Genomic DNA, 26,827 nt, shown 5'->3' with positions numbered 1-26,827 from the left:
ATTACAGATAACTTTTTGAACCATATACTATGTCTTATACAAAAATAGATAATGAATATGATCATAATACAGATGACCAGACTTAGGATGGTATCAACGATTAATGATGGATACAAGGATGAATTATAATATTCACTGTCTGTATCGGTGATTAGTTTAAATTCGTCAGAAATGATAATGGAGTAGTTATCAAGGGTATGATTTTCTAGAAATGTTTTTAATCGCCATGATTTCACAAATATTTATTGAACGGGGACTCAACCTGTGAGTTATAACCGCTAATTCCGCGGGTCTGAACTCAGTCTTCAAGTCAATACGTTAAAAAGTGGTGAAGTAATGGTATAATAGACTACTGGACGTATTTTGGAAGAACCATGGGTAAGGAGCGATTATTTTTGAAGACACTCATTATTGCGGAAAAACCGGACATGGGGCGGAATATCGCCGCCGCAATAGAACCGAAGGCCAAAAATTACCGTTCCTATCTGGAAGGGGAGCAGTACATTATCACCTGGGCGATCGGGCATCTGATTGGCCTGGCGGAGCCGGAAGCTTACGACAACAAATATAAAAAGTGGAACATTAATGATCTGCCGATCATTCCGGAGCAGTTCAAGCTGGTGCCGAATGCGCGGACGCTGGATCAGCTGAAGGTGATCGGAGAACTGGCGAAGCGCAGCGACCTGCTGGTCAATTCCTGTGATGCCGGGCGCGAAGGGCAGCATATTTTCTCGCTAATCCAGCGCCATCTGGAGCTCAGCCAGCCGGTCAAGCGGCTGTGGATTTCTGACCTGACACCGGAAACGATCCGCAAAGGGTTCCAGGAGCTGAAGGACGGCTCGGAATACGAGAATCTGACCAAGGCGGCAAGGGCACGCAGTGAAGCGGATTGGCTGATCGGGATGAACGGTTCGCGGGCGTTTACGACCAAGCACAATGTGCTGCTGTCTGTAGGTCGGGTGCAGACCCCCGTGCTTGCGCTGATTTATGACCGCCAGAAGACAATTGAGGCGTTCTCCTCGCTGAAGTTTTTTGAGGTGGAGGGCCATTTCAGCCAGAACGAACTGAACTACAAGGGAATGTGGCAGGGGGAACGGCTCACTGACGGTGCCCAAGCAGAGGCGCTTGCAGCCAAAGTGAAGGGCAAGCCTGCCAGAATTGAATCGTATGAGGTTAAGGAAACCAAGGAATATCCGAACAAGCTGTATGATTTGACGCTGCTGCAGCGTGAGGCGAACGGAAAATATGCATTTTCGGCCAAAAAAACGCTGGATATTGCCCAGGCACTCTATGAAAAGCACAAAGTGATATCTTATCCGCGTACCAACTCCAACTACGTGACGGAGCAGAACATCCCGGAGATGCACAAGACGCTGTCGGCGCTGCAAGGTACGCAGTACGATGAATGGGTGAAGGGTGCCAACCGCAACCTGGTCCATAAAGGCAACAAGTTTATCTGTAACCCGTCCAAGGTTGAGGATCACCATGCCATTCTGCCGACGAACCGTAAGGCGAACGGACTAAGCGCGGATGAAGCCAAGCTGTACGACCTGATCGTCCGCCGGTTCCTCGCCCAGTTCTATCCGGCTGCTGAATACAAGGTGCATACTGTAATCACCGAAGTGGAGAATGAGAAGTTCAAAACCACCGTCAAGGAGCTGCTCAGCCTGGGCTGGAAGGTGATTTACGGAGACCAGAAGAAGGACAAGTCCAAACCGGCCAAGGGCAAAGGCAAGGAGGATGAAGAGGACGAGGAGGTTGAGGTGAATGAGCCGTTCTCAATCTCAACAACGGATGAGGTGGTCTGTAGTGACGCCATCGTTAAGGAGAAGGATACCCAGCCGCCGAAGCATTACACAGAAGGGACTTTGCTCAAGGCGATGGAAAGCGCAGGCAAGCAGATTGAGGATGAGGAGCTCCGCGATGCCATGAAGGATTCGGGGCTCGGCACTCCGGCGACACGGGCAGCAACCATTGAGCGGCTGAAGAATGTCGGCTACGTGGAGATGCAGGGTAAAAAAATCGCCATCACCCAAAAGGGACGGACAGCGATTGAGCTGATCCGCGGTGCGGGTGTGGAGCTGCTGACCTCTCCGGAAATGACCGGCCAGTGGGAGCGCCGCCTGAATGAGATCGCCCGCGGCACAGCCGCGGACGGCCAGTTCATGGAGAACGTCAAACGTTTCGCCTCCATGATTGTGGACAAGGTCCGGGTGCAGTCCCGTGCAGCCAAAACCTCCTTCGAAGGCGAAACCCCTTCGCTGAACGCCGGAGCCAAAGGACGCAGTGCGGGAGCTGCGCCGCGCAAAGCTGCTGACCGCAACACTGCCGGCAAGCCGGCAGCGGCAAGGAAACGCAGCGAGCCGGCTGCCGCGAAAGCGGAGGACTCCGGGCCGAAGGTAATCGGCAGCTGCCCGCGTCCCGGCTGCGGCGGGATGATCTTCATGGGCCGCAAGGGCTACGGCTGTTCCCATTACAAGGAAGGCTGCAAATTCGTGATCTGGAAGGAAAATCACGGCCGCACGCTCACCGACGCCCAGGTGAAAGCATTGATCGAGAAGGGCAAGACCGGCAAGCTCAAGTTGGCTGCCGAAGACGGCTCTCCGCTGGAAGGCAAGCTGGTGCTGACCAACATGGATACAGGCCAGCTGGCTGTGGAATAATTCATAAATGAAAAAAGCGCCAGTTCTTCCCGGCCGGGGCGCTTCTTTATATGCTTTTACAGGCTGTGAAGTTACTTAGCTTCTTGCAGTGCGCTGTCAATTGCAGCGCTTAAGCCTTCATAAGAGGAGTCCGGCAGCAGAACGCCGTTCACCATGAACTTGGGCGTGCCGTTTACACCGTAAGCTCCGGCGATCTTGAAGTCTTCTTTTACATCGAACATATAAGTATGGTTCTTGACGTCCTGCTCGAACTGTCCGTAGTCGATGCCTTCGATGTTATCCTTAACGAATTTCAGGATGAACTTCTGCGTAGCCCAGATCTTGCTTTCGTCCCCATGATTGGCATAGAGCTTGTGGACATATTCCCAGAATTTCTCGTTGCTCTGCTTGTATATGGCTTCACCTGCACTGGCGGCAAGATAGGAGTCCCGGTCAATGAAGGCAAAGTTCATGAAGTAGAACTGTACTTTTCCGGTATCCACGTAATCCTTGATGAACGTATCCAGATTGGTTGCGGTCCATTTTTTGCAGGCTGGACATTTGAAATCGGCAAACTCAATGACCTTCACCTTAGCAGCTTCCTTGCCCAGATGAGGCTGTTTCTCATATTTCAGCCCGTCAACAACGATTGTTCCCTTCACATCTGTGTAATTGGGCAGGCCCTCTAGTTCGGCTGAACCGGATGATTTGCTGCCTGTAGTGATGAAGAACAGTAAAACCACCAGAAGAACCACAATGACTGCAAGCAACATGGGGAGCAGACGTTTGTTACCCGTGGAATTCTTGGAATTCTTAGATTTCATAGGTTTGTTCATTGCCTACCTCCTGCGCGGGATGAAAATCTACTCAAATAGTATAATCATACCCGCAGCAGGCTGCATATGTCATTTGTAACACCAGTCACCCGTGATGCTTGCGCAGGGCAGCCGAACGGATTACCGGCGGTACCTCATGAATTGCTGAAATGGTCATGACCGACTGCTGCATTTCACGCTGAAGCTCAATCAGGTTGTAGAGCCACTCATTCTGCTGCTTCAGATAGATGCTGTTGATTCCGGCAGTCAGCGCGGGAAGCACGTCCGTCCGCAGGGAGTTGCCGATCATCCAGGTTATTTTGCGGTCGAAATTGTAAGTCGTCAGGATATTCTCAAGCGCCTCCACATTCTTGTGCTGGCGGATGTAGATCCGGTCATCGAAGTAGGCGTCCAGCTTCATTTGGGCGATTTTGCGCTGCTGGATCGAATCATCTCCGCCAGTGTAGAGGTACAGGGAATGACCATCCTGCTTCAAGGTATCGAGAGTTTCTACCATACCCGGGTAGGCTTCTACCTCCTGATCATATACGCTTAGGCCGAGCTTCATCAGCTGCTGCTCCTCGAACGGATCGGTTTTGCGGTTAAATTTGGCGGCGAAATAACGGTATGTGGCAATCAGGGATTTTGGGAAATTATCGCTGGCCAGTCCGCTGGTGCTGACTGTTTCCACATCGATTTCAACCTGCTTGTTGCGGAACTCGCTCATGGTTGGTCCGTAATCACTGAACCAGTCCGACATAAGCTCGAAATACCGGCCTAGAATGAGGTCAAAATATTTGTTGCAGTGCACCAGGGTGTCGTCCAGATCGAAGATTACTTGTTGTGTCAAATATTTCATACTGCTCACTCCTATATGTTTTGTGAGGAATCCTTCTATGATGTGGCTTCGAACAAAACTTGCTCCGGAAGCATCCCGCTTGGTTGTGTAAGTAAATACGCCTCTGCTGTAAATGTACAATTATTATATACGAATATAGGACTCCAGAAACATCTGAAGTTCAGCTGCGCCATCCGGCCGTATGCTGTAGCGTTCAGTGCCTTCACCGCGCAGATGTACGCGCAGCAGTCCGGCGACCCGCAGACTGAGCAGATGATGCATCAGCATCTCCCGCGACTGGTTCAGCTCGGATTGCATTTCCCAAAGGGTCTTGGGCTCACCCGCCACAAAGCGGAGCAGTCTCAGCCGGGTCGGATCGGAGAGGGCCTGGGTTAACCGGAGCAGCACTGTAGGCGGCTCCTCTTCATTCTCGGAGGGTACATCGACCGGATATTGTACAAGCATCAGATTCTTATAGAAGCAATAAGTATTGATCGGCCGGTTATGTACCGTAGGAAGCAGCACAATGGTCTTCAGCTCAGGAATATCTTCAATAACAACGCCGCCCGAGGCATATTCGATCAGCGGCACCATGTCCATTTTGCTCTCAAGCATTTTTTTCTCGGATGCGTCTTCAATCAGGAGAGGCAGGATCGTGTGTTCCACATGACGGAAATAATGCTCATACCACATCCGCAGCAGCGGGGTATAGCCGTTCTTGATCCGGGCACATTCCTCAAGTGTGAAGTTGTGGAAGAAGGGGGCGGTCCGCACCAGGCAATCCTCAACGGTAGAGGCTTCAAGCTCATCCAGGAACTGCAGTACTTTGGAAGCTTCCCCCCGGCTGTAAGCCCAGGCATAGAGCACATCATAGTCGTCAAAAGGCCACTCGGCAGCCTGCTTCAGCGCGGCCAGCTGCATAGGCGGGAACCGGCCGTCTACATCCCGGACCCAATCGGTGCCGATCTCCAGATTGGAAATCCATTTCTTCGTCACATATAGCATAAAACTGTCCAGCAGTTCATATACGGGTGAAACATCAATTTCGAGTTCATACTTCATCAAGCCGGGTCACCTCCAGAAAATCCGTCACTTCTATATATTATCTCTTGTTTTGAAGAAGGTTGTCCACTATAATGTTCGGTGTTTGCCGCTCTGACGGCAGTTTTGATCACCGCTGAATTACATAGGAGGATTTATTCGTGTCAGATTCCAAATCTATACCGCTTGAGCACAGCAGCAAAATGAATTATATGATTTTGATTACCGTAATTATATTGGCAGGACTTAGCCAGGGGATGCTGCTGCCGGTATTATCCATTCTGCTGGAGCAAAAGGGTGTATCCTCCTCACTGAACGGATTAAATGCCGCAGCGCTATACGTAGGGTCCTTCGCAATGACCCTGATTGCAGAGCGGGTACTTGGCGCAATCGGCTTCAAGAAGCTCATTGCCGCAGGCCTCAGTCTGGTGCTGGTGACACTGCTCCTGTTCCCGCTGCTTCCCGGAGTCAAAGTCTGGTTCGTGCTCCGGCTGCTTGTAGGCATAGGCGATTCAGCCATTAACTACGCCGCTCAGCTATGGGTGCTGCTGATGTCACCCGCCGAGCACCGCGGACGCAATCTGTCCCTGTATGGAATGTCCTACGGACTGGGCTTCAGCCTGGGACCGCTGGGCATCATCCTGCTGCGCTTCGGACCGTCCGCGCCGTTTCTGATTACTGCAGGACTGTTTGTGCTTGTACTGCTGCTCGTTGCGGTCAAACTGCCGGATTCCCGACCCGACCCGATAGACCATAGTGAAGGGCAGGCCAGACGGTTCGGACGAAGCTACAGGCTGGCTTGGTACGCTCTGATCCCGGCACTGCTGTACGGTTATATGGAAGCGAGCCTGAACAGTAACTTCCCTGTATACGGACTGCGGATCGGCTTCAGTACAGATCAGATCGCGACCCTACTGCCGTTTGCCGGCATTGGCGGCCTGCTGCTGCAGCTGCCGCTTGGCATATGGAGCGACCGCTATGGCCGCAGAGCCATCCTGATTGCTTCAGGAGTAGGCGGAGGTCTTGCCTTCACACTGCTTCCGCTGGCCGGAGAGCATTTTCTGCTGAATCTGCTGCTCCTGATGATTGCCGGAGGCCTGGTAGGCTCCTTCTTCTCCCTTGGCCTAAGCTATGCCGCAGATATCCTGCCGCGCCATCTGCTTCCGGCAGCGAATGTTGTGTCTTCCTTCCATTATAGCCTCGGAAGTATCGCCGGACCCGGTGTCGGCGGGCTGCTGCTGCAATTCGGCTGGGGTGGCAGTGTATTTGCAGTAATGGGTGGTTTATATATTCTGTTCGGACTGACAGGCTTATTATTCTCGCCACGGAAGATAATTTGAGGTAAGATAAGAACGAATGCTCGCATGGAATTTGATCCCGCTTTCAGAGTACACTATAGAGTAGAGTTGAAGACAGGAGAGGCTGAACTATGATTACAGTTGAACATTTGGCCAAAGCGGTCGGGGAAGATAAAGCACCGGTTCTGCAGGATATCGGATTTCAATTAGAGCCGGGTGAATTTGTGGTTATTCTGGGAGCCAGCGGAAGCGGGAAATCGACACTTCTGAAATGCCTGGCTCTGCGCGAGAAATGGGATAGAGGGAATTTCCGGGTGGACGGCAGGGATATCATGAAGAGCCCTTTTGCCGGCAAACGCAAAATCCGCCGCGAATGGGCCTATCTGGAGCAAAATGCGGAGCTGAATCCGAACCGTACGGCACTGAAGAACGTGCTGATCGGACAAGCCTCACAGACACCTCTGTGGCGGATGGCTACAGGAATGGTCCGCTCTGATGATTATATGGGAGCGATGGACCAGCTTGATCTGCTGGGTCTGCTGGACAAAGCAAAGATGAAGACGAGCCACCTCAGCGGCGGTGAACGTCAGCGTGTGGCCATCGCCCGCGCATTGGTTCACGGTGCTAAGGTTATACTTGCCGATGAACCTGTTACCGGCCTGGACCCCAAGACTGCGGAGAATGTGCTTGAAACGCTCCGTAAGCTGTGCAAGGAAACCGGACTTACCGTGATTACCGTACTGCCGATTGAACTGGCGGAACGTTTCGCCAGCCGGTTATGGGTACTGGAAGACGGAAGAATCAAACATGATGTGAAGGGGCGCCGGCTGACCTCACAGGAGCGGCTGCATCTGTGAAGCGGCAAGGCGTGCAATAAGGAGAGAGTGATGAAGTTGAATAAACGGTTACTCGGAAGGCTTACAGCAGCCTCTTTGTCCCTGTTTGTAATGTCCGGCTGTACCTTCATCAGCGATCCTGTTTCCCAGATGAAAGTGCCGCAGCTGTCCGCTGACAAAGCTTCGCTGATGACAGCGATTAATTCCTCACTGAAGCCGCTCGATGCAACGCTGATCCGTCCGGCCAATGATGATGACAGTTCTATTTTTACCGAGGATCTGGACAAGGATGGGATTATGGAGACTCTGGTCTTCTACCAGACGAAGAATGAAGCTGTAGTGATCCACGGGATGATTCTGGAGAAGCATGAGGACACCTGGGTCAAGAAGCTTGTTTTTGACGGTGACGGAACGATGCTGGATTCGGTTGATCTTAGGGATGTGACGGGTGACGGGAAGCTTGATATTGTTACCGGCTATTCGCGCGGGGAAGAAAAGGGCATGGTGGTCTACAGTTATTCCGGCGGAGAGCTGGAAGAAATTCTGACGAAGCCTTACACCAAATATATACTGGATGATTTGAATGAGGACGGGATTGCCGACATTACAGTCGTGTATTTCAAGCGCAATGAATTCGCCACAATAACTACCTATCAATATAACGACAGCTTCAAGGTGCTTGACGAATTGGATAATCTGGACCCCTATTTCGATAATTATTACAATATTGTCTCAGGAAAAGTGGCGGAGAACAAAGAAGGGATAGTTCTGGATTCTGCTGTGGATTCGCGCTCTGCCTATACAACAATTGTTGTTATGGAGAATAACAAGCTGCGCGTAGCCATTCCGGGGGATGTACGGACCTTCAAGGACCGTAAAATTGTCAGTGAGGATATTGACCTGGATGGAATTATTGAGATCGGAATGCTGGAGCCCCCCTCGGGCTGGGAGTATTTCGACCCTGAGACTATACCGTATTTCAATTCTTATTACAAATGGGACGGAAAAGACGGCTTGACCTTTAGTAGTCAGTTGTATAATGATCCTTCGGACCGGTTTACCATTAATTTTTCTCCGGAATGGCATGAGAATATTACAGTGGATACCAAGTCCGTTCAGGACAAATCACTTAAATTCATTATGCTCGACACCGGGGAGACTGTCGCTGAGGTATCGTTCTTCTCACCGGCAGAATGGGATAGGGTAAAGAACTCCGGCTGGAAGCTTCTGGGGCGTGATCTGGACAAAATGATCGGCTACCGCGGGGAACTGGAGCAAAACACCATCGGGGGAGAGAACGGAAGAGTCAAATCTTCTATAGAGAGGAAGGGAATCGATGAGTAAAGTACTGATTCTGGAGGATGAAGAATCCATCCGCAGTTTTATTGTGATCAATCTTAAACGCAACGGGTTTGAAGTGCTCGAAGCCGCTGACGGCAATGAGGCCCTGCATAAGCTGACAACGGTTCCGGATATTGATATTGCCCTGCTGGATGTCATGGTGCCCGGCATCGACGGCTTTGAGGTCTGCAGACGCATCAGAGAAACTAACGAGCGGCTCGGCATTATTTTTCTGACAGCCAAAGTTCAGGAGCAGGATAAGGTATACGCACTGTCTGTGGGTGCAGATGATCATGTCAGCAAGCCGTTTAGTCCAACAGAGCTGATTGCCCGTATCCAGTCCCTGCTGCGCCGGGTCAATGTTCACCGTGAGCAGTCGGCCAAAGTCTCATTTCACTCGGGTCCGTTTACGCTGGATCTGATCTCGAAGCAGTTCAAGAAGAGCGGTGAAGCGATTGAGCTTACACCTACTGAATTTTCGCTGGTGCAATTCTTCCTTGAGAAGGAGAATACGCCGCTCAGCCGCGACTCCCTGCTCGATCACGTGTGGGGCAAGGAGTACATGGGCGATCCCAAAATCGTTGACGTGAATATACGCCGCTTGCGCCAGAAAATCGAAAATAATCCGTCAGAGCCTGAATTCCTGCAGACGGTGTGGGGGCACGGCTACAAATGGAAAGGTCAGGTACAATGATTAAGAAGGGGATGCGCAGACAGATCGTACTGCACTATATTCTTGTAGTCTTTGTGGCGCTTCTCCTCGTGGAGACTATTTTTCTGCTGGCGATCCGGACGTATTATTACGACAGCATCTACAGCAAAATCACCACGCATATCAGTGCGGGGGAGACTTTCGTAAAATATGAATTCTCAGCGGAACGATCGCCGAATCAGCTGCTGAACCTGCTCGACTTCTTCAACCTGGAGTATACCGAACTAGAAGTTCTGACATTGAACGGAGATATCATTACCAGTTCCACCGGATTTCAGCCGGACCGGACCATCACCACCAGTGATGTTCCCGAGGCTGTGGGCGGTAGTGTCGGGCGCTGGGTGGGCCGGCAGGCCGGGACGAATGAGAGTGTAATGGCCGTCTCCAAGATGGTGCAGATCAACTCGCATGAAACTTACATCTTGCGTTACCTGACTTCCATGGAGGGGGTCAACAAGGATCTGCTTAATCTGACGCTGCTCTCCATTGGCATCGGGGCGGCGGTTATGTCGATCGTGGTCTTGTTCAGCTTTGGTCTCGCGAATTCCATTGTGCGGCCGCTCAACAATATCACGGCTGTGTCGGCGCAGATGGCCAAGGGGAAGTTCACCACCCGCATCAAGGGGGATTACCGGTACGAAATCGCTGAACTGGCTTCAACGCTCAATTATATGGCGGAGGAGATTGTCCGCAGTAATCAGATTAAGGATGATTTCATTTCTTCGATCTCCCATGAGCTGCGGACACCGCTGACCAGCATCAAGGGCTGGAGTGAGACTCTCATCTCAGGCGGCTACGATCCCGAGGAAACCAAGCTGGGCATGGGCATCATCTCCAAGGAGAGCGACCGGCTGATCGGGCTGGTGGAAGAGATTCTGGACTTCTCCAAGCTGCAGCAGAACGAAATGAAGCTGTCGATTACCCAGGTGGATATCAAGGTGCTGCTGCAGGAGACGCTGCTGAATATTTGGGCCAAGGCCGAGAAGAAGCGGATTCACCTGCTGCTGGAATGCGAAGAGACTATCTATATAAGAGGCGATGCGAACCGGCTGAAGCAGGTGTTCCTCAATCTGGTGGACAATGCTGTGAAGTTCTCGCCTGAGGATTCCAGTATCGTCCTGTCCGCTGAACGCCTGTCGAATACAGAGATGGCCGTAATCGTAAGGGATAGCGGGATCGGCATCAGCGAAGCGCATCTGTCCAGAGTGCGGGACCGGTTCTTCCAGGTCGATGCGCTCAATGGCGGAACCGGCCTTGGCCTTGCGATCTCCCAGCAGATTGTAGAGCTTCATAACGGCAAGCTGGAAATGGACAGCGAGCTTGGCAAGGGTACTCAGGTTACCGTTATTTTGCCGCTTGATGATGTGCAGGAGGAGAAGGCATGAATACACAGGAATCAGGGAAATCTTCTTCAGAACAAAGGCCCGAGATGATCCGCGGCGGACGTGAACATTCAGCGGATATTCTGAAGCTCCTCCGGGAAGCGGCAGGCTGGATGGAGAGCAAAGGAATCAACCAGTGGACGCCGGGGCAATTCAGCATCCGCGATGTGGAGGATTATTTGAGCAGCAGAGAGGTTTATCTGGCCATGGAGGGAGCGGCTCTTGCCGGGATGTTCACTCTGCAGTTCAGCGATATCCAGTACTGGGGAGACCGCAATGACGAATCCTATGCCTATCTGCACCGGCTCGCTGTAGCCAAATCCCACCGCGGCATGGGACTTGGCGGCCAGATGATCCGGTTTGCGTTACGAAGAGCGGAGGAACGGGGTTGTGCGGGTCTCAGACTGGATACAGTAGCCCATAATATTAAGCTTAACCGTTACTATCAGAGCCTGGGGTTTCAATATATGGGTACCCGGGATGTCGGAGCAGGCCGGTTGGTTAACCTGTATGAGTATGAAGCAGAGACTGGCGATCCGGGCAGCGTAATTCTCCGGTATATGGGGGAAGCTGATTACGCTTTAATGAGGGAATGGAGTGTTTCCCCGGAGTATTTGAAGAAGTGGGCAGGTCCATCGTTGTCCTACCCTCTGGATGACCGGCAGCTTGAGCGTTATCTGGACGGAGCCAATCATCCGGCAGAGTCTGGTCTGCTGGTCTATTGTGCGGTGCTGAGAGCTACCGGACAAACGGTTGGACATATAAGCTTATCCGGAATCGACCGTGAGAACGGTTCGGCCAGAATAAGCAGGGTCGTCGTCGACCCCGGGAGCCAAGGGCGGGGAATCGGACTGCAGATGGTTCGTGAAGTCCTGCGTATCGGCTTCGACGGGCTGCGGCTCCACCGGATATCCCTTGGAGTATTCGATTTCAACACGGCGGCTCAGAAAACCTACGAGACAGCCGGATTTACACGGGAGGGGACCTCGCGTGAGGCCGCTATATTCGGCGGGCGCTATGCCGATTGCATCGAGATGGGCATATTGGACAGGGAGTGGAGGGCAACCCGCCCCTCCGGCAAATGAATAGGAAGAACCTACAAAAGGGATACAGCAGAAGGTCGGATAGACCGTAGCTGTATCCCTTTTATGTAGCAGCCCTTAAGGCTGATAAAAGATTATGAAGGCATCCCTTCCGCGCGCAGACGGCCGGTCTTCTCGTAGACCTCCTGAAGTAACCGGGAAGGCTGGGTACGGATGATTGGCTTGGCTGCTACGATCTCATGCGGGCCGACAACCACGATGTTGTCCGCGCTGCCTTTAATCACAGCGCCGTCTTTGATGACTGCTCCCTCACCGATAATCGCATTCTCAATCAGAACACCGCGGCCGATGCGGACGCCCGGCATAATTACACTCTGCTTGATCTTGCTTAGCTTGCCGATCTCTACACCGCCGAAAATAACGGAACGCTGGAGATTGCCTTCCAACGTGCAGGTTTCGTGCATCAGGCAATCTGCAGGCGGTGCCTGAACCCGTGGTTTATAGGCAGCCAGCTTCGTACGATAAGCCCGGCTGTACATCGGCCAGCGGGAGTTGTCGAGCTTGAAGCCATTCTCGGACTGCAGCAGATCCATATGCGCCTCCCAGAGGCTGTCAACAGTACCTACATCTCTCCAATACCCGTCAAAGCGGTATGCGAACAATTGGTCGTTGGCATCCAGCATGGACGGAATGACATCCTTGCCGAAGTCATGGCCGGATTCAGAATTAGCGGCATCCCGCAGCAAATAACCTTTCAGATATTCCCATTCAAACATATAAATACCCATAGAAGCGAGGTTGCTCTTCGGAACCTTTGGCTTTTCGGCAAATTCAGAGATCTGGAGATCGTCATTAACATTCATCACACCGAACCGGCTGGCTTCATCCCACGGCACTTCCATGACCGAAATGGTGGCTTTGGCTGCTTTGCCTACATGGTAATCCAGCATTTTACGGTAATCCATATGATAGATATGATCTGCAGACAGGATAAGCACATGCTCCGGATTCTGGCTGTCAATGTATTCTATGTTCTTATAAATGGCATCGGCTGTACCCGAATAGCAGTCTCTTCCTTCAATCCCTGAAGGAAGCAGCTTCACGCCTTTATCGTTGCGGCTGTGCAGTCCCCAAGGCTCGCCTTCCCCAATATGCTGATGCAAGGAATCGGCTTCGTACTGCGTCAGTACTCCAATAGTGTCGATCTTGGAATTCACACAATTGCTGAGTGGAAAATCAATGATTCTATACTGTCCTCCGAAAGGGACTGCAGGCTTAGCCATACTGGAGGTCAAGGGGGCTAATCTGCGGCCTTCCCCGCCAGCCAGGAGCATGGCGATACAATCTTTTTTACTCATTTGTTATCCCTCCCATTTTTTTGTCAATGCTTGTAATATAACCTGTCGGCAAGCGCTTGAAACGACATAGGTGAATTATATTGCTGTGCATCAGGAAAAATTACATCAATAATTTTCTTTATTCAGAAATCATTGAATTTGCCCGCAAAATCATTTTCAAACGGCACATATTGGGGTAATGTAATAGGTGCATCCTATATAATAAGGTGGTGATGATTTGGCCGAAATACCAAAAACAGTAAACCTCCCGTCATCTGAAGATATTTATCTGTTCCATGAGGGCACGAATTATCGCAGCTATACGATGCTTGGCGCGCACATTGCCGTGGAAGAAGGGCAAGCCGGCGTTCACTTTACCGTGTGGGCTCCTCATGCGGCATATGTAGGACTGGCTGGTGATCATAATGGCTGGGATGGAACATTGGACTCCGACTCGTTATATAAGATACCCGATTCAGGATTTTGGAGTCGGTTTTTTCCGGGTATAGAACCGGGAACTTTTTACAAATACAGGATTCATGGTTCAGATGGAACAAGCTTCCTCAAGGCTGATCCTTACGCATTCAAAGCTGAGGTACGTCCGGCTACCGCTTCCGTTGTGGCGAATCTGGACGGTTACCACTGGGGCGACGCCGCGTGGCGCCGGAAGAGCAAAGCACCGTATAATGCGCCAATGAACATTTATGAAATGCACTTCGGGACCTGGCGCCAGAAGGACAATGGAGAACTCTATACTTATAGAGAGATGAGCAGCCTGCTGATCCCGTATCTGACGGAGATGAGTTACACTCATGTGGAGTTTATGCCGCTTGCTGAGCACCCGTATGATTTGTCCTGGGGGTATCAGGGAACCGGTTACTTTGCGGCCACTAGCCGCTTCGGTGAACCGCAGGATCTGATGTACCTGATTGATCAGCTGCATCAAGCCGGCATTGGGGTTATCCTCGACTGGGTTCCGGCCCATTTTGCCAAGGATGCCCACGGCCTGAGAATGTTTGACGGTTCGCCGCTGTATGAATACGCCGATCCGATGCTGGCCGAGAAGCCGGGCTGGGGCACACTATCCTTTGATTTCAGCAAACCGGAGATCATATCGTTCCTGATCTCTAATGCGCTTTTTTGGTTTGAGATGTATCATATTGACGGCATGCGTGTGGATGCCGTAACCAGTATGCTGCGGCTTGATTTCGAGAAGCAGCACCATCAGTACAGAAAGAACAAGCACGGGGGCCTTGAGAATCTGGAAGCGATCGCGTTCATCCAGCAGTTGAATACGGCGATTTTCCGCTATTATCCGAAGGCTCTGATGATGGCTGAAGAATCCAGTGCCTGGCCTGGGGTAACCTCACCTGTTCATGAAGGGGGGCTCGGCTTTAATTACAAATGGAACATGGGCTGGATGAATGACACTCTTGGTTACATAGAACATGATTTCGGGGCGCGGCCCTACCATCATAATTTGTTGACCTTCCCGATCGTCTATGCCTATGCCGAGAACTACACACTGCCTCTGTCCCATGACGAAGTGGTGCACGGCAAGAAGTCGCTGCTGAACAAAATGCCTGGCTCGTATGAGCAGAAGTTCGCCGGTCTGCGGGCACTGCTCGGTTACCAGATTAGTCATCCGGGCAAAAAGCTGCTGTTCATGGGCGGTGAGTTTGGACAATTCATCGAATGGAAGGATCAGGACCAGCTCGACTGGCTGCTGCTGGATTATGAGGCCCACCGCCGGATGCTCGCTTACACGGCTGCCCTGAATAAGCTCTATCTCACGGAAAAAGCGCTGTGGGAGCTCGACCATGATATGGAGGGCTATCAATGGATTGACGCCGATGACAGCGGTCAGAGTGTTGCCTCCTATATCCGCAGAGGGAAGAGGCCTGTGGATACCTTGCTGATCATTATCAATTTCCAGCCGGTGGAACGGCGTAATTACCGGATCGGTGTGCCGCGTCCGGGGACCTATGAAGAGATATTCAGCTCGGAGACCCGCGAGTATGGCGGTTCTGGTATTCATAATGAGCCTGTTAAGAGTGAGAAGAAGGAATGGCATAACCAGCTGAACAGCCTGGAGCTGGCCCTTCCGCCGCTTGGATTCCTGGTGCTCAAGAAATCCGGACGCAAAACGATTAAATAAACTATTCATATCTATAAGGGGGAAATCTGGATGAAAGTTCTATTTGCCGCAGCTGAAGCCCATCCATTTATCAAAACAGGCGGGTTAGCCGACGTCATCGGTGCCCTGCCGAAGGCGCTTAAGGCTGCCGGAGTGGATGTTCGGGTAATTCTGCCCAAATACAAGGGTATCGCAGAGAAGTATTCCTCCCAGATGGAGCAAGTCGCTGTCCTTGAGGTGCCGATCGGCTGGCGCAATCAATATTGCGGGATTGAACGGATTGTCTTTGAGGGAGTTCCTGTATACTTTATCGATAATGAGTATTACTTCGGACGTGACGGCATCTATGGGTATATGGATGACGGCGAACGTTTCGCTTTCTATAACCGCGCTGTGCTTGAATGCCTGCCGGCGATTAACTTCCAGCCTGATGTCCTGCATTGCCATGACTGGCATGCAGCGGTAATTCCGTTGCTGCTGCAGGCGCACTATCGTCACAATCCGTTCTACAGTGAGATGCGTACAGTGTTCACTATACATAATCTCCTGTACCAGGGGGTATTCCCGTATTCGGTGCTGGGCGAGCTGCTCGGTCTCGACGACAGCTATTTCCCTGGCGTAGAATATTACGGGAACGTGAACTACATGAAGGGCGGAATTGTCTACAGTGATCATGTCACCACGGTCAGCCCGACCTATGCCGATGAAATCCGTACACCGTATTATGGATATGGCCTGGACGGCCTGCTGACATCGCGTTCAGATGCTCTAAGCGGGATTGTCAACGGGATTGATACCAAGAGCTACAATCCGGCCAGCGATCCGTCTATTTTCACCCGTTACCGTTCCAACCTGGTCAAGAAAGCCGAGAATAAGCTGGGACTCCAGCAGGAACTGGGCTTGCCTGTAGCTCCTTATATTCCAATGGTAGCTATGGTTACACGTCTCGTTGATTCCAAAGGGCTGGATCTGCTGACCCGGGTTCTCGATGAGCTGCTCTACTATGACGATATTCAGTTTGTCCTGCTGGGCACCGGTGATGAGGTCTACGAACGCTGGTTCCGCGAGGCACAGTGGCGTTATCCGACCAAGCTGTCTTCACAGATTCTGTTCAATGATGCCTTGTCCCGCAAAATATATGCCGCCAGCGACCTGTTCCTGATGCCGTCCAAATTCGAGCCTTGCGGCATCAGCCAGCTGCTGGCTCTGCGTTATGGCAGTATTCCTGTAGTGCGTGAGACAGGCGGACTTAACGATACCGTTCATGCGTACAACGAGGAGACCGGAGAGGGCAACGGCTTCACCTTCAAGGACTATAATGCCCATGATATGATGTACACGCTCCGCCGGGCCGTATCGTTCTACCACAAACCGGAGCACTGGAAAAAAGTAGCGAAGAATGCCTTCACCGGCGATTACAGCTGGAATGTATCCGCGCAGCAGTATATTGATATTTATAACAAGATTTCGGATAAAGTTACGGAGTAGAAGAACTATTGTATAGAAAAGGCATTCCCCGATCATGGTGATGGGAGGAATGCCTTTTTAAATTATGTATAGGGATAATAATGTGGTGTTTTTGATTGGAACTCTTTTACATTCACCATCAGGTTCTCTGTATTAAATTCAATTAAGGAGACCCCGTCAAAGGCTCCAACTTCTGATTCAAACTCGCATTCGAAGTACCATTCCACTGCAGTCATGCTGCCCTGGTGAATAAATTGTTTGATCTTCCAGCTCAAAACCGTACCTCGTGTATTCCAGTCGTCAAACCATTTTGTTATTGTGGATAATCCGTGATATTCAGGTCCGTAACATTCTGTATAGGCGATGTTTGGGTCGAAAATTTGGTTTAATATTGAATTGTTTTTATGAATCCAAGACTGGAAATACTTTTCAATGACTTGCTCCCGTTCAATCATAATGTACCCCCTATTATTGTTGCTATAAGTGTACTACAGAATATCTATCACCCATGTGAGATTCTCTATCTAACCGAGTCAAAAAGGTGATGCTCCAGGCAGCCGATTCTCAGCTTCTGGGACACCACCTTTTATTGTTTACAGTTATCTGTTAGTTACCTCAGCTTAAATTACGGTACAGTATCCGGTATCCGTACGGATCAAGGGCTACATTCATCATTCCGCCCTCCGGAACAACAGCTTCTCCCGTCAGCGCATCCAGCCAGTCATCGGTCTCCATCGGGTGGCTGAGCGTGCGGGGCTGCGGTGAATTGTTCATCCAGACGGTGAAATGGATTCGCTCATCTGCCCGCTCATAGACGATGCACGGGTCATTCTCACAGGCCTGGAGAATCCGGAAGCGGCCTTCGCGGAGCGCCTTATGTTCCTTGCGCAGCGCAATCATCATCCGGTAGAAGTCATACAGCTCACGGTCCTGCTTCGTTTCATCCCATTCCATACATTTGCGGCAGTCCGGATCTTCCCCCCCGGTCAGGCCGATTTCGTCCCCGTAATAGATACAGGGAGTGCCCATGAACGTAAACAGGAAGACGACGGTCAGCTTCAGTTTGCGCTTATCTTCCCCCAGGACGGTGAGCAGGCGGGGGGTGTCATGGCTGCCGAGCAGATTGAAGACAACCTCGTTCGTCTGCTGCGGATAACGCATGAGCAGGCCGCCGATCCGGTGGCCGAAGGTGATGCCGTCCATCCCGCCGTTGAAGAATTCCAGCACCGTCCCTGAGAACGGATAGTTCATCACTGAATCAAACTGGTCTCCGAGCAGCCATGTTAAGGAGTCACTCCATACTTCGCCAACGATATAGGCATCCGGGTTTGCGGCTTTGACCACTTTGCGGAAATCACGCCAGAAGTGATGATCGACCTCATTGGCCACATCCAGCCGCCAGCCATCTACACGGATCTCCTTGATCCAGTACTCTGCAACTTCCAGCAGGTAGGACTTCACTTCATGATTGGCGGTGTTGAACTTCGGCATATTGCCATAGAAGCCGAACGTATCGTAGGTGGGGATACCGTCAATAATCTCAGCCGGAAAAGAATTCATATGGAACCAGTCGCGGTAAACGGAGAATTCGCCTTTTTCCAGAACATCCTGGAAGGGCGGGAATTTGTCGCTGCAGTGGTTGAACACGGCGTCCAGCATGACACGGATGCCCCGTTTGTGGCATTCTTCTACGACCTTCTTCAGCAGCTCATTATCGCCGAAATGCGGGTCGACTTTTTTATAATCCACGATGTCGTATTTATGGTTGGAAGGGGAGACGAACAGCGGCGTGAAGTAGACTGCATTAATACCCAGCTCCTGCAGATCATCCAGATGATCCAGCACACCCTGAAGGTCACCGCCAAAGAAATTATCGAGCTTCGGTCTGCCGCCCCACGGTTCAGTGCCCTCAGGATCATTCAAAGGATTGCCGTTTGCGAACCGCTCGGTCATGATCTGATAGAACACGGCATCCTTCGCCCAGGTGGGTACTTTGAACAAGTCAATCCCGTGTATATAAGGAAACTCATAAAAGTGGTTGGGCGGCTGCGGACATTCGGTCCGGATGCCGTTGTCGAGCAGATACACTGTCTCCGAACCCTTGCTGACGCGAAAAGTATAGCTGAGGCGCTTGTATTTGGGACGGACAGCCGCTTCCCAGTAGTCGAATTTATCGTCTGAGGCAGCTTTTTCCATTATGATGTCGTAAGAGGTATGCTGCCAATCGTACTTGTCGCCAGTAAGCGCAACTACGTAGTCCACATCATCACGTTTGGTACGCACCCGCAGATGTATGGTTGTGGCATCGTAGGCATAAGCCCATTTATCGCGGGGAACATGGTACATCGCTTCCAGCAGCATGACTTCACCTCCTAAAAGTTTTGTGAGCCTATTCACCTTGAGATTACATCGTACAAAACTCGCTTCGAAAGCATACGCCTAAGTTTTGTGAGCCTATGCACCTTTGAGATTACATCGTACCGCACCAAACCAGCTTCGATGACATACACTTAATGTGTGTTTCTGCCTATTCACCTTATCCGTTAAATAACGCCTGCAGCGGCATCTGAACCAGCCCGGTTATTCCGGCGGCAAATGGAGATAGTAAATAGTATATACCTCTTTTCATAGGATGTGCAAAATGGGGGAATAGCAGACTCGGCCAACAGCCTGCAATTTATTTATGAATTTAACAGGCTTTGTCACAAATTTGTCTTTGCATATTCATGCGGAGTGATTTATAATAAATCGGTCAATGGGACTACTTAGAGAAATGAACATAAAGAGAATAGAGGAGACAGACAAATGAACAAATGGGGTAAACTTTCATTGGGACTGCTGCTGGCAGCTGGACTACTGGCCGGATGCGGCTCTAATAACAACGAGAATAATACCGCAGCAAGCGGAAATGCCAACACCGGGGCTGCCGCCAAGAAGCTGATTATGGGCACAAGTGCAGACTTTCCTCCGTATGAATTCCACAAGGTGGTGGACGGCCAGGATACCATCGTTGGTTTCGATATTGAGATTGCCAAGGATATCGCGGCTGATATGGGTGCGACACTTGAGATTAAGGATCTGCCGTTTGATTCGCTGCTGAATGAATTGTCGAGCGGCAGAATCGATATGGTAATCTCCGGGTTAAGTCCGACACCGGAACGTGCTGAAGCTGTGGGCTTGTCCGATATATACTACAAAGCCGAACAGGCTGTCGTTGTGCGTGAATCGGATAAGGACAAATATGCAACAATGGACTCGCTGAAGGGTGCCAAGCTGGGCATTCAGACCGGTTCGATCCAGGAAGATATCGCCAAGGGCATTGAAGGCGCACAGCTGACATCCCTCAGTAAAATTTCTGAAATCGTCCTGCAGCTGCAATCAAACCGCGTAGACGCTTCAATTATGGAAGGACCTGTTGCCAAGTCCTTTGTGAAGAACGTTAAGGGACTGGTAATTACCGATGCCAAACCTGAAGTGGAAGATGACGGCTATGTAATCGGGGTGAAGAAGGGTAACACAGAGTTGCTGGACCAAGTGAATAAGACATTGACCCGCCTGAACTCGGAAGGCAAGATTGATGAGTATGTAGCGGCAGCAAGCGAGCTTGCTGAGAGCAAATAGAACGCGAACCCGTTACACGGTTAGCCCTGATGAATTAAGTACAACCCGCAGCCTGCTGCGGGACAATGCTCTACTTTGCAGAAAATGGCGGTGATCCGCTGTTTTCTATTTTTTTGAAGACAGGAGGGTTTGAGGGCAATGAATATATTTGAGATGGCTTATGAGTACCGCAATTTTTTCTTATCCGGCCTAAAGTACACACTGCTGCTCGCGGTGCTGGGCGTATTCTTCGGCTTCATACTGGGGATTTTGGTTTCGCTGCTGCGGATGTCCAAATGGAGAATTCTGCGTTTTATTGCCACCACCTGGGTGGAGTTTCTGCGCGGGACGCCGATGCTGGTGCAGCTGTTTCTGATTCACTATGGCTTGACAGAGCTGGGACTGGAATTCACGCCGATCCAGTCGGGTGCGATTACATTAACCATCAACAGCTCTGCTTATCTGGCTGAGATTTTCCGTGCCGGAATTCAAGGCGTTGATCGCGGTCAGGTAGAGGCGGCACGTTCGCTCGGGATGAAACAGGGGATGACGATGCGTTACATCGTGCTTCCGCAGGCGATTAAGAACGTGCTGCCTGCCATCGGGAACGAATTTATTACAATCATTAAGGAATCTTCCATCGTATCCATGATTGGGGTTGCAGATTTGTTCTTTCAGGCCAAGACCATTACAACGATAACGTATGAGGGGCTAACTCCGTATGTCGTCATTGCACTGATGTATTTTGTGCTGACCTTCACGTTATCCAAGCTGCTGGGTATATTGGAAAGGAGGCTGAATACGGATGATCGAGGTTAAGAACCTGCAGAAGAGCTTTGGCAAGCTGGAGATCCTCAAGGGGATTGATCTGAATATTCACAAGGGTGAGGTTGTTGTAGTGATCGGTCCCAGCGGATCGGGCAAAAGCACCTTCCTGCGCTGTCTGAACCTGCTGGAGCAGCCAACCGGCGGTGAGATTTCGTTTGAAGGACAATCGATTACAGCCAAAAAGCATGATATCAACGTAACCCGCGAGAAAATGGGGATGGTGTTCCAGCAATTCAATCTGTTCCCGCATAAGTCTGTGCTGCAGAACATTATGCTCGCGCCATTGAAGGTACGGAAACAGCAAGCTTCCGAAGCAGAAAAAATCGCCACGGAGCTACTCCGCACCGTCGGCCTTGAGGACAAGCGGGATGCGTATCCGGCCCAGCTCTCCGGCGGACAGAAGCAGCGGATCGCGATTGCCCGGGCACTGGCGATGCAGCCGCATGTGATGCTGTTCGATGAGCCTACATCGGCGCTTGACCCGGAGATGGTCGGTGAGGTACTGGAGGTTATGAAACAGCTGGCTGTAGACGGTATGACGATGGTCATTGTGACGCATGAAATGGGCTTTGCCCGTGAAGTCGGCGACCGGATCCTGTTCATGGATGGCGGGGTTATCGTAGAGCAGGGGACCCCGGCAGAGGTGTTCGGCAATCCCAAACACGCCCGTACCCGTGATTTCTTGAGCAAAGTTTTATAAAATTACTGGAACGGGGGCCGTTTTTGTGAGGGAATTATATTTTGGCGGAGCGTGAAATGGGTGATATAGTATACAAATGATCAATCTACTTGAAAGGGAGTACATACAGATGAGAGATGATCTTTGCCGGATAGGCATTATTGATATTGGTTCCAACTCCATACGGCTTGTAATTTATGATACGACGCAGGCAGGCGGCTACAAAATCATTAAGGAATGCAAGTACTCTGCCCGTCTGAGTGAGAAAATTACCAAGGAAGGCAGACTGGAGAAGAAGGATATGGATACGATTATTCCTGTCCTCCACCAGTTCAAAGAGATTTGTGATGATTTCGAAGTGGATAACATCCGCGCAGGAGCTACCGCCGCAATCCGCAACGCAGCCAACTCCGCCGAGATTATAAGCTATCTGTCTGAAGCGTCATCCATCCGGATTGAAGTGATCAGCGGGCATCAGGAGGCTTATTTCGGATTTCTCGGGGTCATCAATGCCTTTGATATTCAGGACGGGTTCGTCATTGACATCGGAGGCGGAAGCACGGAAGTCACCTTATTCCGCGGACGGCGTTATCAGCACAGCATCTCTTTCCCGTTCGGTGCGGTCAATACGAATCTGATGTTCAGCCAGGGCGGCAACTGGAACGCTGATCAGGTCCGTAAGCTGCAGCTATACGTTACCGGCAGGCTGGTAGAGCATGATTGGCTCACTACGGGCAACGGGCTTCCGTTATATGGACTCGGCGGGACGCTGCGTTCACTCGGCAAGCTGGACCAGAAGAACCGGGACTATTCGCTGCCGAACTCCCATGGCTACGTGCTGGAAGGAGAGACCATAGAGAAGTTCATGGAGACCCTGCCAGCGACTCCATATGAGAAGCGCAAGGATCTGGATGGTTTATCGAAAAGCCGGGGAGATATCATCGTGTCCGGTCTGGTTATTTTCCATACGGTGTACCATTATATCGGGGCCAGCCGTGCTGTGATCAGCGGGGAAGGCTTGCGTGAGGGCATGCTGCATGATCTGCTGAAGCCGGAGCAGCCGGTCCGTGACAGCGCGCTGGAGTACAGTCTGGATACCATTATCCGCTTTGATATCCGTACCTCCAAGCGGCATCTGGATCATATCTATAAGCTGGCACTCGGCCTGCTGGGGGCTTTTGAGAGGGAAGGTGACCGGGAGGAGCATGAGATGCTGATCTACGTGGCGATTATGCTGCACCGTACCGGCTCCAACATTAATTATTATCAGTCCAAGCGGCATACCCGCTACTGGCTGATGAATTCCCCGATCCGCGGCCTGACCCACCGGCAGCTGATTCTAAGTGCGTACATTGCTTCCTACAGCACCAAAAGCCGGAAGCAGAAATTGTCCCAGATGCATAAGGACATTTTGCTGGCTTCCGACGAAGAGTGGATTCATAAGCTGGGTACGCTGGTGCAGTTAAGCATTGCCCTGGACAGCACCGAGATCGGCATTGTCAGCGGGGTCAACGCCCGGCTGCATAACAATACGCTGGATCTGGAGCTGCAGGGCGGACAAGTTCTTATCGGGCTGGAGGACATTGAGAATGCGCTCAAAGCCTTCAGGAATGCTTGGTCGGTGAAGGTAAAGCTCGGCCTCCCTTCCAGCGGGTAACATTCATAGCAGCGAACTGGCTCCGGAATGGGGCCTTTTTGTCGTCCGCCCGTTCGTAATAACCGTTAGGCTGCAGGAAGCTGGATTTCACATTATCCATCAGCGACAGGTCCAGTATTTTGACGATCTGCTTGCGGATGCTGCTGTCCTTCACCGGACACATCAGTTCAATCCGCCGCGTCAGGTTCCGGGTCATCCAGTCCGCACTGGACAGATAGACCTCCGGTTTGCCGCCGTTCTCGAAATAATAGATGCGTGAATGCTCCAGGAAACGGTCAACAATGCTGCGGACAGTAATCCGTTCGCTTAATCCTTCAATGCCCGGACGCAGACAGCAGACACCGCGTACAATCAAATCAATCGATACACCGGCCTGCGCTGCGCTGTACAGGTTGTCGATGACCTCCTGATTGGACAGGGAGTTCATCTTGGCGATGATCCGTGCAGGTCTGCCGGCGGCAGCATGCTCTGCTTCGCGCAGGATCAGCTTCTGGAGTGACAGGCTCATATTGGTCGGTGCCACAATGAAGGAGTTCCAGTTATAGTTGGCAGAATAACCGGTCATCTGGTTGAACAGCTCCGAGGCATCCAGGCCAATCTCATGATTGGCGGTGAACAGGCTAAGGTCTGTATACGCCTTGGCCGTGCTGTCATTATAGTTACCTGTCCCTACATGCACATAACGGCGCAGCTCAGGGCCTTCCTGGCGGACTATCAGCGTGACCTTGGCATGGGTTTTGAGACCGACAAGGCCATAGACCACGTGGCAGCCCGACTGTTCCAGCTTACGCGCCCAGGCTATGTTGCGTTCCTCGTCAAATCTGGCTTTCAGCTCCACAACTACCGTAACCTGTTTACCTGATTCGGCGGCATTGGCCAGGGCGGTAATCAGCGGCGAGTTCCCGCTGACCCGGTACAGGGTCATTTTGATCGCCATAACCTGCTCATCTTCGGAAGCCTGAATGATGAAGTCCGTCATGGCATCGAAGGATTCATACGGATGATAGACCAGCACATCACGTTCGCTAAGCACCTCGAAGAAGTCCTCATTCTCCTCGAATTCCGCCGGATAGAGCGGCTCGATCGGTGCATGATGCAGGTAGCTGAAGCCCTTGACGCTGCCGGCGAACCCCCGCAGGAAGCTGAGATCCAGCGGTCCTTCAATTTCAAATACGAAATCTTCAAGCTCGAATTCGGCTTGCAGCTGCTCCAGGGCATAAGGGTGAATCCCCTTCTGTACTTCAAGACGGGCAGGGACGCCGCGGCGGCGTTTGCGCAGCTCCTTCTCAATCTCCTCCAGCAGATCCTCTGCGCCTTCCTCATCAATGGTCAGATCGGAATTGCGGGTCAGGCGGAATTCACTGACAGCCACAGGATCATACCCGCTGAACAAGGTCTGGATATGCTGGCGGATCACATCTTCAATGAAGACAAACTGCCGTTTCTTGCTGTTGGAGCGGTGGGGCAGCGGGATACAGCGCGGCAGATTCGACGGAATCTGCAGAATTGCGAAATAAGGTTCTTCTTCCTGACTGTTCTTGCGTGTCAGCACTACTGCCAGATAGATGAACTGGCTGTGCACAAGCGGAAACGGACGGCTCTGATCCACGGCCATCGGCGTTAAGACTGGATAGATGATATCACGGTAATATTGCTCAATGGATTGCTCCTGGGCATGTGTGAGGTCCTTGTAATCGACGAACACGATCCCTTCCTTGTGCAGACTCCGGGAAATGTCCTTGAAGGTACGGTATTGGTCGGCGATGATTTTGGTGACCCGTTTGATCAGACGCTTGTACAGGCCGGAGGGGGTGTAGCCGGTGAAATCCTTTTTGGTATAACCCGCCCGGATCTGATCCTGAATGCCCGCTACCCGGACACTGATGAATTCATCCAGATTGCTGGACACAATCGCCAGGAATTTGGCCCGCTCCATAAGCGGGTTCTCCGGATCCTGTGCTTCGGCAAGGACACGGCGGTTGAATTCAATCCAGCTCAAATCGCGGTTCAGATAGGCTGTTGCGGGACTGGTGTGGTTGTTTTTTTTCTCTTCTGCATTCACGTTCATTGACCCTCCAAGTTATGCTTCAGTCTCTACATTATCTATCGTATTCTATCATTCTACTATTTGCCAAAGGGAGAAATGTTAAAACTGTGTAAAATTTTCGCGAAAACTTAAAAAAGATTGCTGAAGCCACGATAATTCCAATGCTAGATATTAAGAATATGTAATAATTAACCCGATGAAAACGCTGTATATAGGCAAAATATTTCCAAACGTAACAAAAACATAGCCACTGGTTACAAAGTTGTGATATATTCATAACTGTTAGTTTACAAAGCGCCGCAATTCCAGAGACCTGGCAACAAAAAAGTACATAGGTCCAGCGTTATCTTGGCGTCACTGGCGGAGCGTATCCGTTATATCCTGGACGCCCACTAATGAAGGAGGCTATTTAATGAAAATCAAGTTCGGAGCCATCACAGCCCTGGCTGCTGTACTGGGACTCGGCACATTGCTCCAAGCCGCCCCTGTTCAAGCTGACAGCGTACATATCGCTGGAGAAGCAACTACCTTTTATACGCTGTCCAATCATTATGACATCAGCGTAGAAGAACTCATGAGCGCGAATCCGCAGATCTCTGCAAGCAACATCTACCCGGGTCTTAAGCTTGCCATTCCGGGCACTGTTCAGGCCAAAACGGTAGCAGTCACAGAATCGGCAGCCGCCGCGGTTGTAACTAACGCAGACTTGTCAGCACTGAGTGTGGAGCCTGCATCAAACACCGTTCAAGCATGGGGCAAAGCTTATACTTATGCCAAATCCATACAGGTAAAGGCTTCGGCTTATTCCTCTGCTGCCAGTGAGAATGGAAAATGGGGAGCGGTGGATTATTTCGGCAATGCGCTTAAGCTGGGAACGATTGCAGTTGATCCTAGTGTCATTCCGCTGGGTACCAAGGTTCTCGTTACCGGATATTCTCATCCGGGTCTCCCGAAGCAGGCATTCCTGGCGACTGCTACTGACATGGGGAGCGCGATCAAGGGCAACCGGATTGACATCTTCATTCCCGGCAGCCAGAGCTTTGTAGCCGATTTCGGCTATCAATATGTACAGTTGTATATTATTCAATAACCCGATAAATGTATAGCTGCACCATTTACCAAAGGAA

21 protein-coding genes are annotated in these 26,827 nt (G+C 51.2%); 14 read left to right on the top strand and 7 right to left on the bottom strand.

Annotated features, from left to right (window positions below; all coding sequences use genetic code 11):
- Positions 1-395 precede the first annotated feature (395 nt).
- Complete coding sequence (locus QW71_RS14240; RefSeq protein WP_039299128.1) at positions 396-2,663, top strand: type IA DNA topoisomerase; 2,268 nt, start codon at positions 396-398, stop codon at positions 2,661-2,663.
- Positions 2,664-2,734: 71 nt separating this feature from the next.
- On the opposite strand, the gene QW71_RS14235 is transcribed toward QW71_RS14240, so the two are convergent.
- From QW71_RS14235 to QW71_RS14225, 3 genes are all read right to left on the bottom strand, one after another.
- Positions 2,735-3,478, bottom strand: a complete 744-nt coding sequence (locus QW71_RS14235) for a DsbA family protein (protein ID WP_039299126.1) — start codon at positions 3,476-3,478, stop codon at positions 2,735-2,737.
- An 85-nt stretch (positions 3,479-3,563) separates the two neighbouring features.
- A complete protein-coding gene (locus QW71_RS14230) occupies positions 3,564-4,316 on the bottom strand; it encodes an HAD family hydrolase (protein ID WP_039299123.1) in 753 nt (250 codons plus the stop codon).
- 123 nt (positions 4,317-4,439) lie between these two features.
- Entirely contained in the window at positions 4,440-5,357 is a 918-nt protein-coding gene (locus tag QW71_RS14225) for a helix-turn-helix transcriptional regulator (RefSeq protein WP_039299120.1), read from the bottom strand.
- A 182-nt stretch (positions 5,358-5,539) separates the two neighbouring features.
- Between QW71_RS14225 and QW71_RS14220 the strand changes: the two genes are divergently transcribed.
- The 6 genes from QW71_RS14220 to QW71_RS38980 all read left to right on the top strand — a co-directional run bounded on the left by QW71_RS14220 (position 5,540) and on the right by QW71_RS38980 (position 11,990).
- Positions 5,540-6,676, top strand: coding sequence for an MFS transporter (locus QW71_RS14220; protein WP_039299326.1), 1,137 nt, complete (start codon positions 5,540-5,542; stop codon positions 6,674-6,676).
- 89 nt (positions 6,677-6,765) lie between these two features.
- A complete protein-coding gene (locus tag QW71_RS14215; protein ID WP_039299118.1) occupies positions 6,766-7,491 on the top strand; it encodes a phosphonate ABC transporter ATP-binding protein in 726 nt (241 codons plus the stop codon).
- 30 nt (positions 7,492-7,521) lie between these two features.
- Positions 7,522-8,814 carry a hypothetical protein gene (locus tag QW71_RS14210; RefSeq protein ID WP_039299115.1) on the top strand — a complete coding sequence of 431 codons (1,293 nt, stop codon included), beginning with the start codon at positions 7,522-7,524 and terminating at the stop codon, positions 8,812-8,814.
- Complete coding sequence (locus QW71_RS14205) at positions 8,807-9,505, top strand: response regulator transcription factor (RefSeq protein ID WP_039299112.1); 699 nt, start codon at positions 8,807-8,809, stop codon at positions 9,503-9,505. Before QW71_RS14210 ends, QW71_RS14205 begins: the two co-directional genes overlap by 8 nt.
- Entirely contained in the window at positions 9,502-10,908 is a 1,407-nt protein-coding gene (locus QW71_RS14200) for a cell wall metabolism sensor histidine kinase WalK (RefSeq protein WP_039299109.1), read from the top strand. Before QW71_RS14205 ends, QW71_RS14200 begins: the two co-directional genes overlap by 4 nt.
- Positions 10,905-11,990 carry a GNAT family N-acetyltransferase gene (locus QW71_RS38980; RefSeq protein WP_052770027.1) on the top strand — a complete coding sequence of 362 codons (1,086 nt, stop codon included), beginning with the start codon at positions 10,905-10,907 and terminating at the stop codon, positions 11,988-11,990. Before QW71_RS14200 ends, QW71_RS38980 begins: the two co-directional genes overlap by 4 nt.
- A gap of 92 nt (positions 11,991-12,082) precedes the next feature.
- Here QW71_RS38980 and QW71_RS14185 read toward each other — a convergent pair whose 3' ends face one another.
- Complete coding sequence (locus QW71_RS14185; RefSeq protein WP_039299104.1) at positions 12,083-13,306, bottom strand: glucose-1-phosphate adenylyltransferase; 1,224 nt, start codon at positions 13,304-13,306, stop codon at positions 12,083-12,085.
- Positions 13,307-13,523: 217 nt separating this feature from the next.
- Here QW71_RS14185 and glgB point away from each other — a divergent pair, with 217 nt between their 5' ends.
- Both glgB and glgA read left to right on the top strand, forming a co-directional pair.
- Positions 13,524-15,443, top strand: a complete 1,920-nt coding sequence (gene glgB / locus QW71_RS14180; protein ID WP_039299101.1) for a 1,4-alpha-glucan branching protein GlgB — start codon at positions 13,524-13,526, stop codon at positions 15,441-15,443.
- A 30-nt stretch (positions 15,444-15,473) separates the two neighbouring features.
- Positions 15,474-16,910: a glycogen synthase GlgA gene (gene glgA / locus QW71_RS14175; RefSeq protein WP_039299098.1), complete on the top strand. Its 1,437-nt coding sequence runs from the start codon at positions 15,474-15,476 to the stop codon at positions 16,908-16,910.
- A 62-nt stretch (positions 16,911-16,972) separates the two neighbouring features.
- Here glgA and QW71_RS14170 read toward each other — a convergent pair whose 3' ends face one another.
- Together QW71_RS14170 and QW71_RS14165 are read right to left on the bottom strand one after the other, a co-directional pair.
- A complete protein-coding gene (locus tag QW71_RS14170) occupies positions 16,973-17,344 on the bottom strand; it encodes a nuclear transport factor 2 family protein (protein ID WP_039299096.1) in 372 nt (123 codons plus the stop codon).
- Positions 17,345-17,504: 160 nt separating this feature from the next.
- Positions 17,505-19,250, bottom strand: coding sequence for an alpha-glycosidase (locus QW71_RS14165; RefSeq protein WP_039299093.1), 1,746 nt, complete (start codon positions 19,248-19,250; stop codon positions 17,505-17,507).
- Positions 19,251-19,694: 444 nt separating this feature from the next.
- Here QW71_RS14165 and QW71_RS14160 point away from each other — a divergent pair, with 444 nt between their 5' ends.
- The 4 genes from QW71_RS14160 (at position 19,695) to QW71_RS14145 (ending at position 23,653) form a co-directional block, all read left to right on the top strand.
- Positions 19,695-20,510, top strand: coding sequence for a transporter substrate-binding domain-containing protein (locus QW71_RS14160; RefSeq protein WP_039299090.1), 816 nt, complete (start codon positions 19,695-19,697; stop codon positions 20,508-20,510).
- Between the two features lie 138 nt (positions 20,511-20,648).
- Entirely contained in the window at positions 20,649-21,308 is a 660-nt protein-coding gene (locus tag QW71_RS14155) for an amino acid ABC transporter permease (protein ID WP_039299087.1), read from the top strand.
- Positions 21,295-22,017, top strand: coding sequence for an amino acid ABC transporter ATP-binding protein (locus QW71_RS14150; protein ID WP_039299084.1), 723 nt, complete (start codon positions 21,295-21,297; stop codon positions 22,015-22,017). The genes QW71_RS14155 and QW71_RS14150 overlap by 14 nt, the downstream gene beginning before the upstream one ends.
- 109 nt (positions 22,018-22,126) lie before the next feature.
- On the top strand, positions 22,127-23,653 hold the full coding sequence (locus QW71_RS14145) for a Ppx/GppA phosphatase family protein (RefSeq protein WP_039299081.1): 1,527 nt from the start codon (positions 22,127-22,129) through the stop codon (positions 23,651-23,653).
- Here QW71_RS14145 and ppk1 read toward each other — a convergent pair.
- Positions 23,601-25,721, bottom strand: coding sequence for a polyphosphate kinase 1 (ppk1, locus tag QW71_RS14140; RefSeq protein WP_039299075.1), 2,121 nt, complete (start codon positions 25,719-25,721; stop codon positions 23,601-23,603). The genes QW71_RS14145 and ppk1 overlap by 53 nt on opposite strands.
- Before the next feature lie 391 nt (positions 25,722-26,112).
- Between ppk1 and QW71_RS14135 the strand changes: the two genes are divergently transcribed.
- Positions 26,113-26,790: a 3D domain-containing protein gene (locus QW71_RS14135; RefSeq protein ID WP_039299072.1), complete on the top strand. Its 678-nt coding sequence runs from the start codon at positions 26,113-26,115 to the stop codon at positions 26,788-26,790.
- The last annotated feature ends 37 nt before the right edge of the window (positions 26,791-26,827 follow it).

The organism is Paenibacillus sp. IHB B 3415, from assembly GCF_000802655.2.
Lineage (GTDB): Bacteria > Bacillota > Bacilli > Paenibacillales > Paenibacillaceae > Paenibacillus_AQ > Paenibacillus_AQ phytohabitans.
Note: the sequence above shows the minus strand (reverse complement) of the source record. Positions and strands in the feature narration are given on the sequence as shown.

Coding starts and splice junctions, on each gene's coding strand:
- QW71_RS14235 (WP_039299126.1), bottom strand. CDS start 3,478: ATGAACAAACCTATGAAATCTAAGAATTCCAAGAATTCCACGGGTAAC.
- QW71_RS14230 (WP_039299123.1), bottom strand. CDS start 4,316: ATGAAATATTTGACACAACAAGTAATCTTCGATCTGGACGACACCCTG.
- QW71_RS14225 (WP_039299120.1), bottom strand. CDS start 5,357: ATGAAGTATGAACTCGAAATTGATGTTTCACCCGTATATGAACTGCTG.
- QW71_RS14220 (WP_039299326.1), top strand. CDS start 5,540: ATGAATTATATGATTTTGATTACCGTAATTATATTGGCAGGACTTAGC.
- QW71_RS14215 (WP_039299118.1), top strand. CDS start 6,766: ATGATTACAGTTGAACATTTGGCCAAAGCGGTCGGGGAAGATAAAGCA.
- QW71_RS14210 (WP_039299115.1), top strand. CDS start 7,522: ATGAAGTTGAATAAACGGTTACTCGGAAGGCTTACAGCAGCCTCTTTG.
- QW71_RS14205 (WP_039299112.1), top strand. CDS start 8,807: ATGAGTAAAGTACTGATTCTGGAGGATGAAGAATCCATCCGCAGTTTT.
- QW71_RS14200 (WP_039299109.1), top strand. CDS start 9,502: ATGATTAAGAAGGGGATGCGCAGACAGATCGTACTGCACTATATTCTT.
- QW71_RS38980 (WP_052770027.1), top strand. CDS start 10,905: ATGAATACACAGGAATCAGGGAAATCTTCTTCAGAACAAAGGCCCGAG.
- QW71_RS14185 (WP_039299104.1), bottom strand. CDS start 13,306: ATGAGTAAAAAAGATTGTATCGCCATGCTCCTGGCTGGCGGGGAAGGC.
- glgA (WP_039299098.1), top strand. CDS start 15,474: ATGAAAGTTCTATTTGCCGCAGCTGAAGCCCATCCATTTATCAAAACA.
- QW71_RS14170 (WP_039299096.1), bottom strand. CDS start 17,344: ATGATTGAACGGGAGCAAGTCATTGAAAAGTATTTCCAGTCTTGGATT.
- QW71_RS14165 (WP_039299093.1), bottom strand. CDS start 19,250: ATGCTGCTGGAAGCGATGTACCATGTTCCCCGCGATAAATGGGCTTAT.
- QW71_RS14160 (WP_039299090.1), top strand. CDS start 19,695: ATGAACAAATGGGGTAAACTTTCATTGGGACTGCTGCTGGCAGCTGGA.
- QW71_RS14155 (WP_039299087.1), top strand. CDS start 20,649: ATGAATATATTTGAGATGGCTTATGAGTACCGCAATTTTTTCTTATCC.
- QW71_RS14150 (WP_039299084.1), top strand. CDS start 21,295: ATGATCGAGGTTAAGAACCTGCAGAAGAGCTTTGGCAAGCTGGAGATC.
- QW71_RS14145 (WP_039299081.1), top strand. CDS start 22,127: ATGAGAGATGATCTTTGCCGGATAGGCATTATTGATATTGGTTCCAAC.
- ppk1 (WP_039299075.1), bottom strand. CDS start 25,721: ATGAACGTGAATGCAGAAGAGAAAAAAAACAACCACACCAGTCCCGCA.
- QW71_RS14135 (WP_039299072.1), top strand. CDS start 26,113: ATGAAAATCAAGTTCGGAGCCATCACAGCCCTGGCTGCTGTACTGGGA.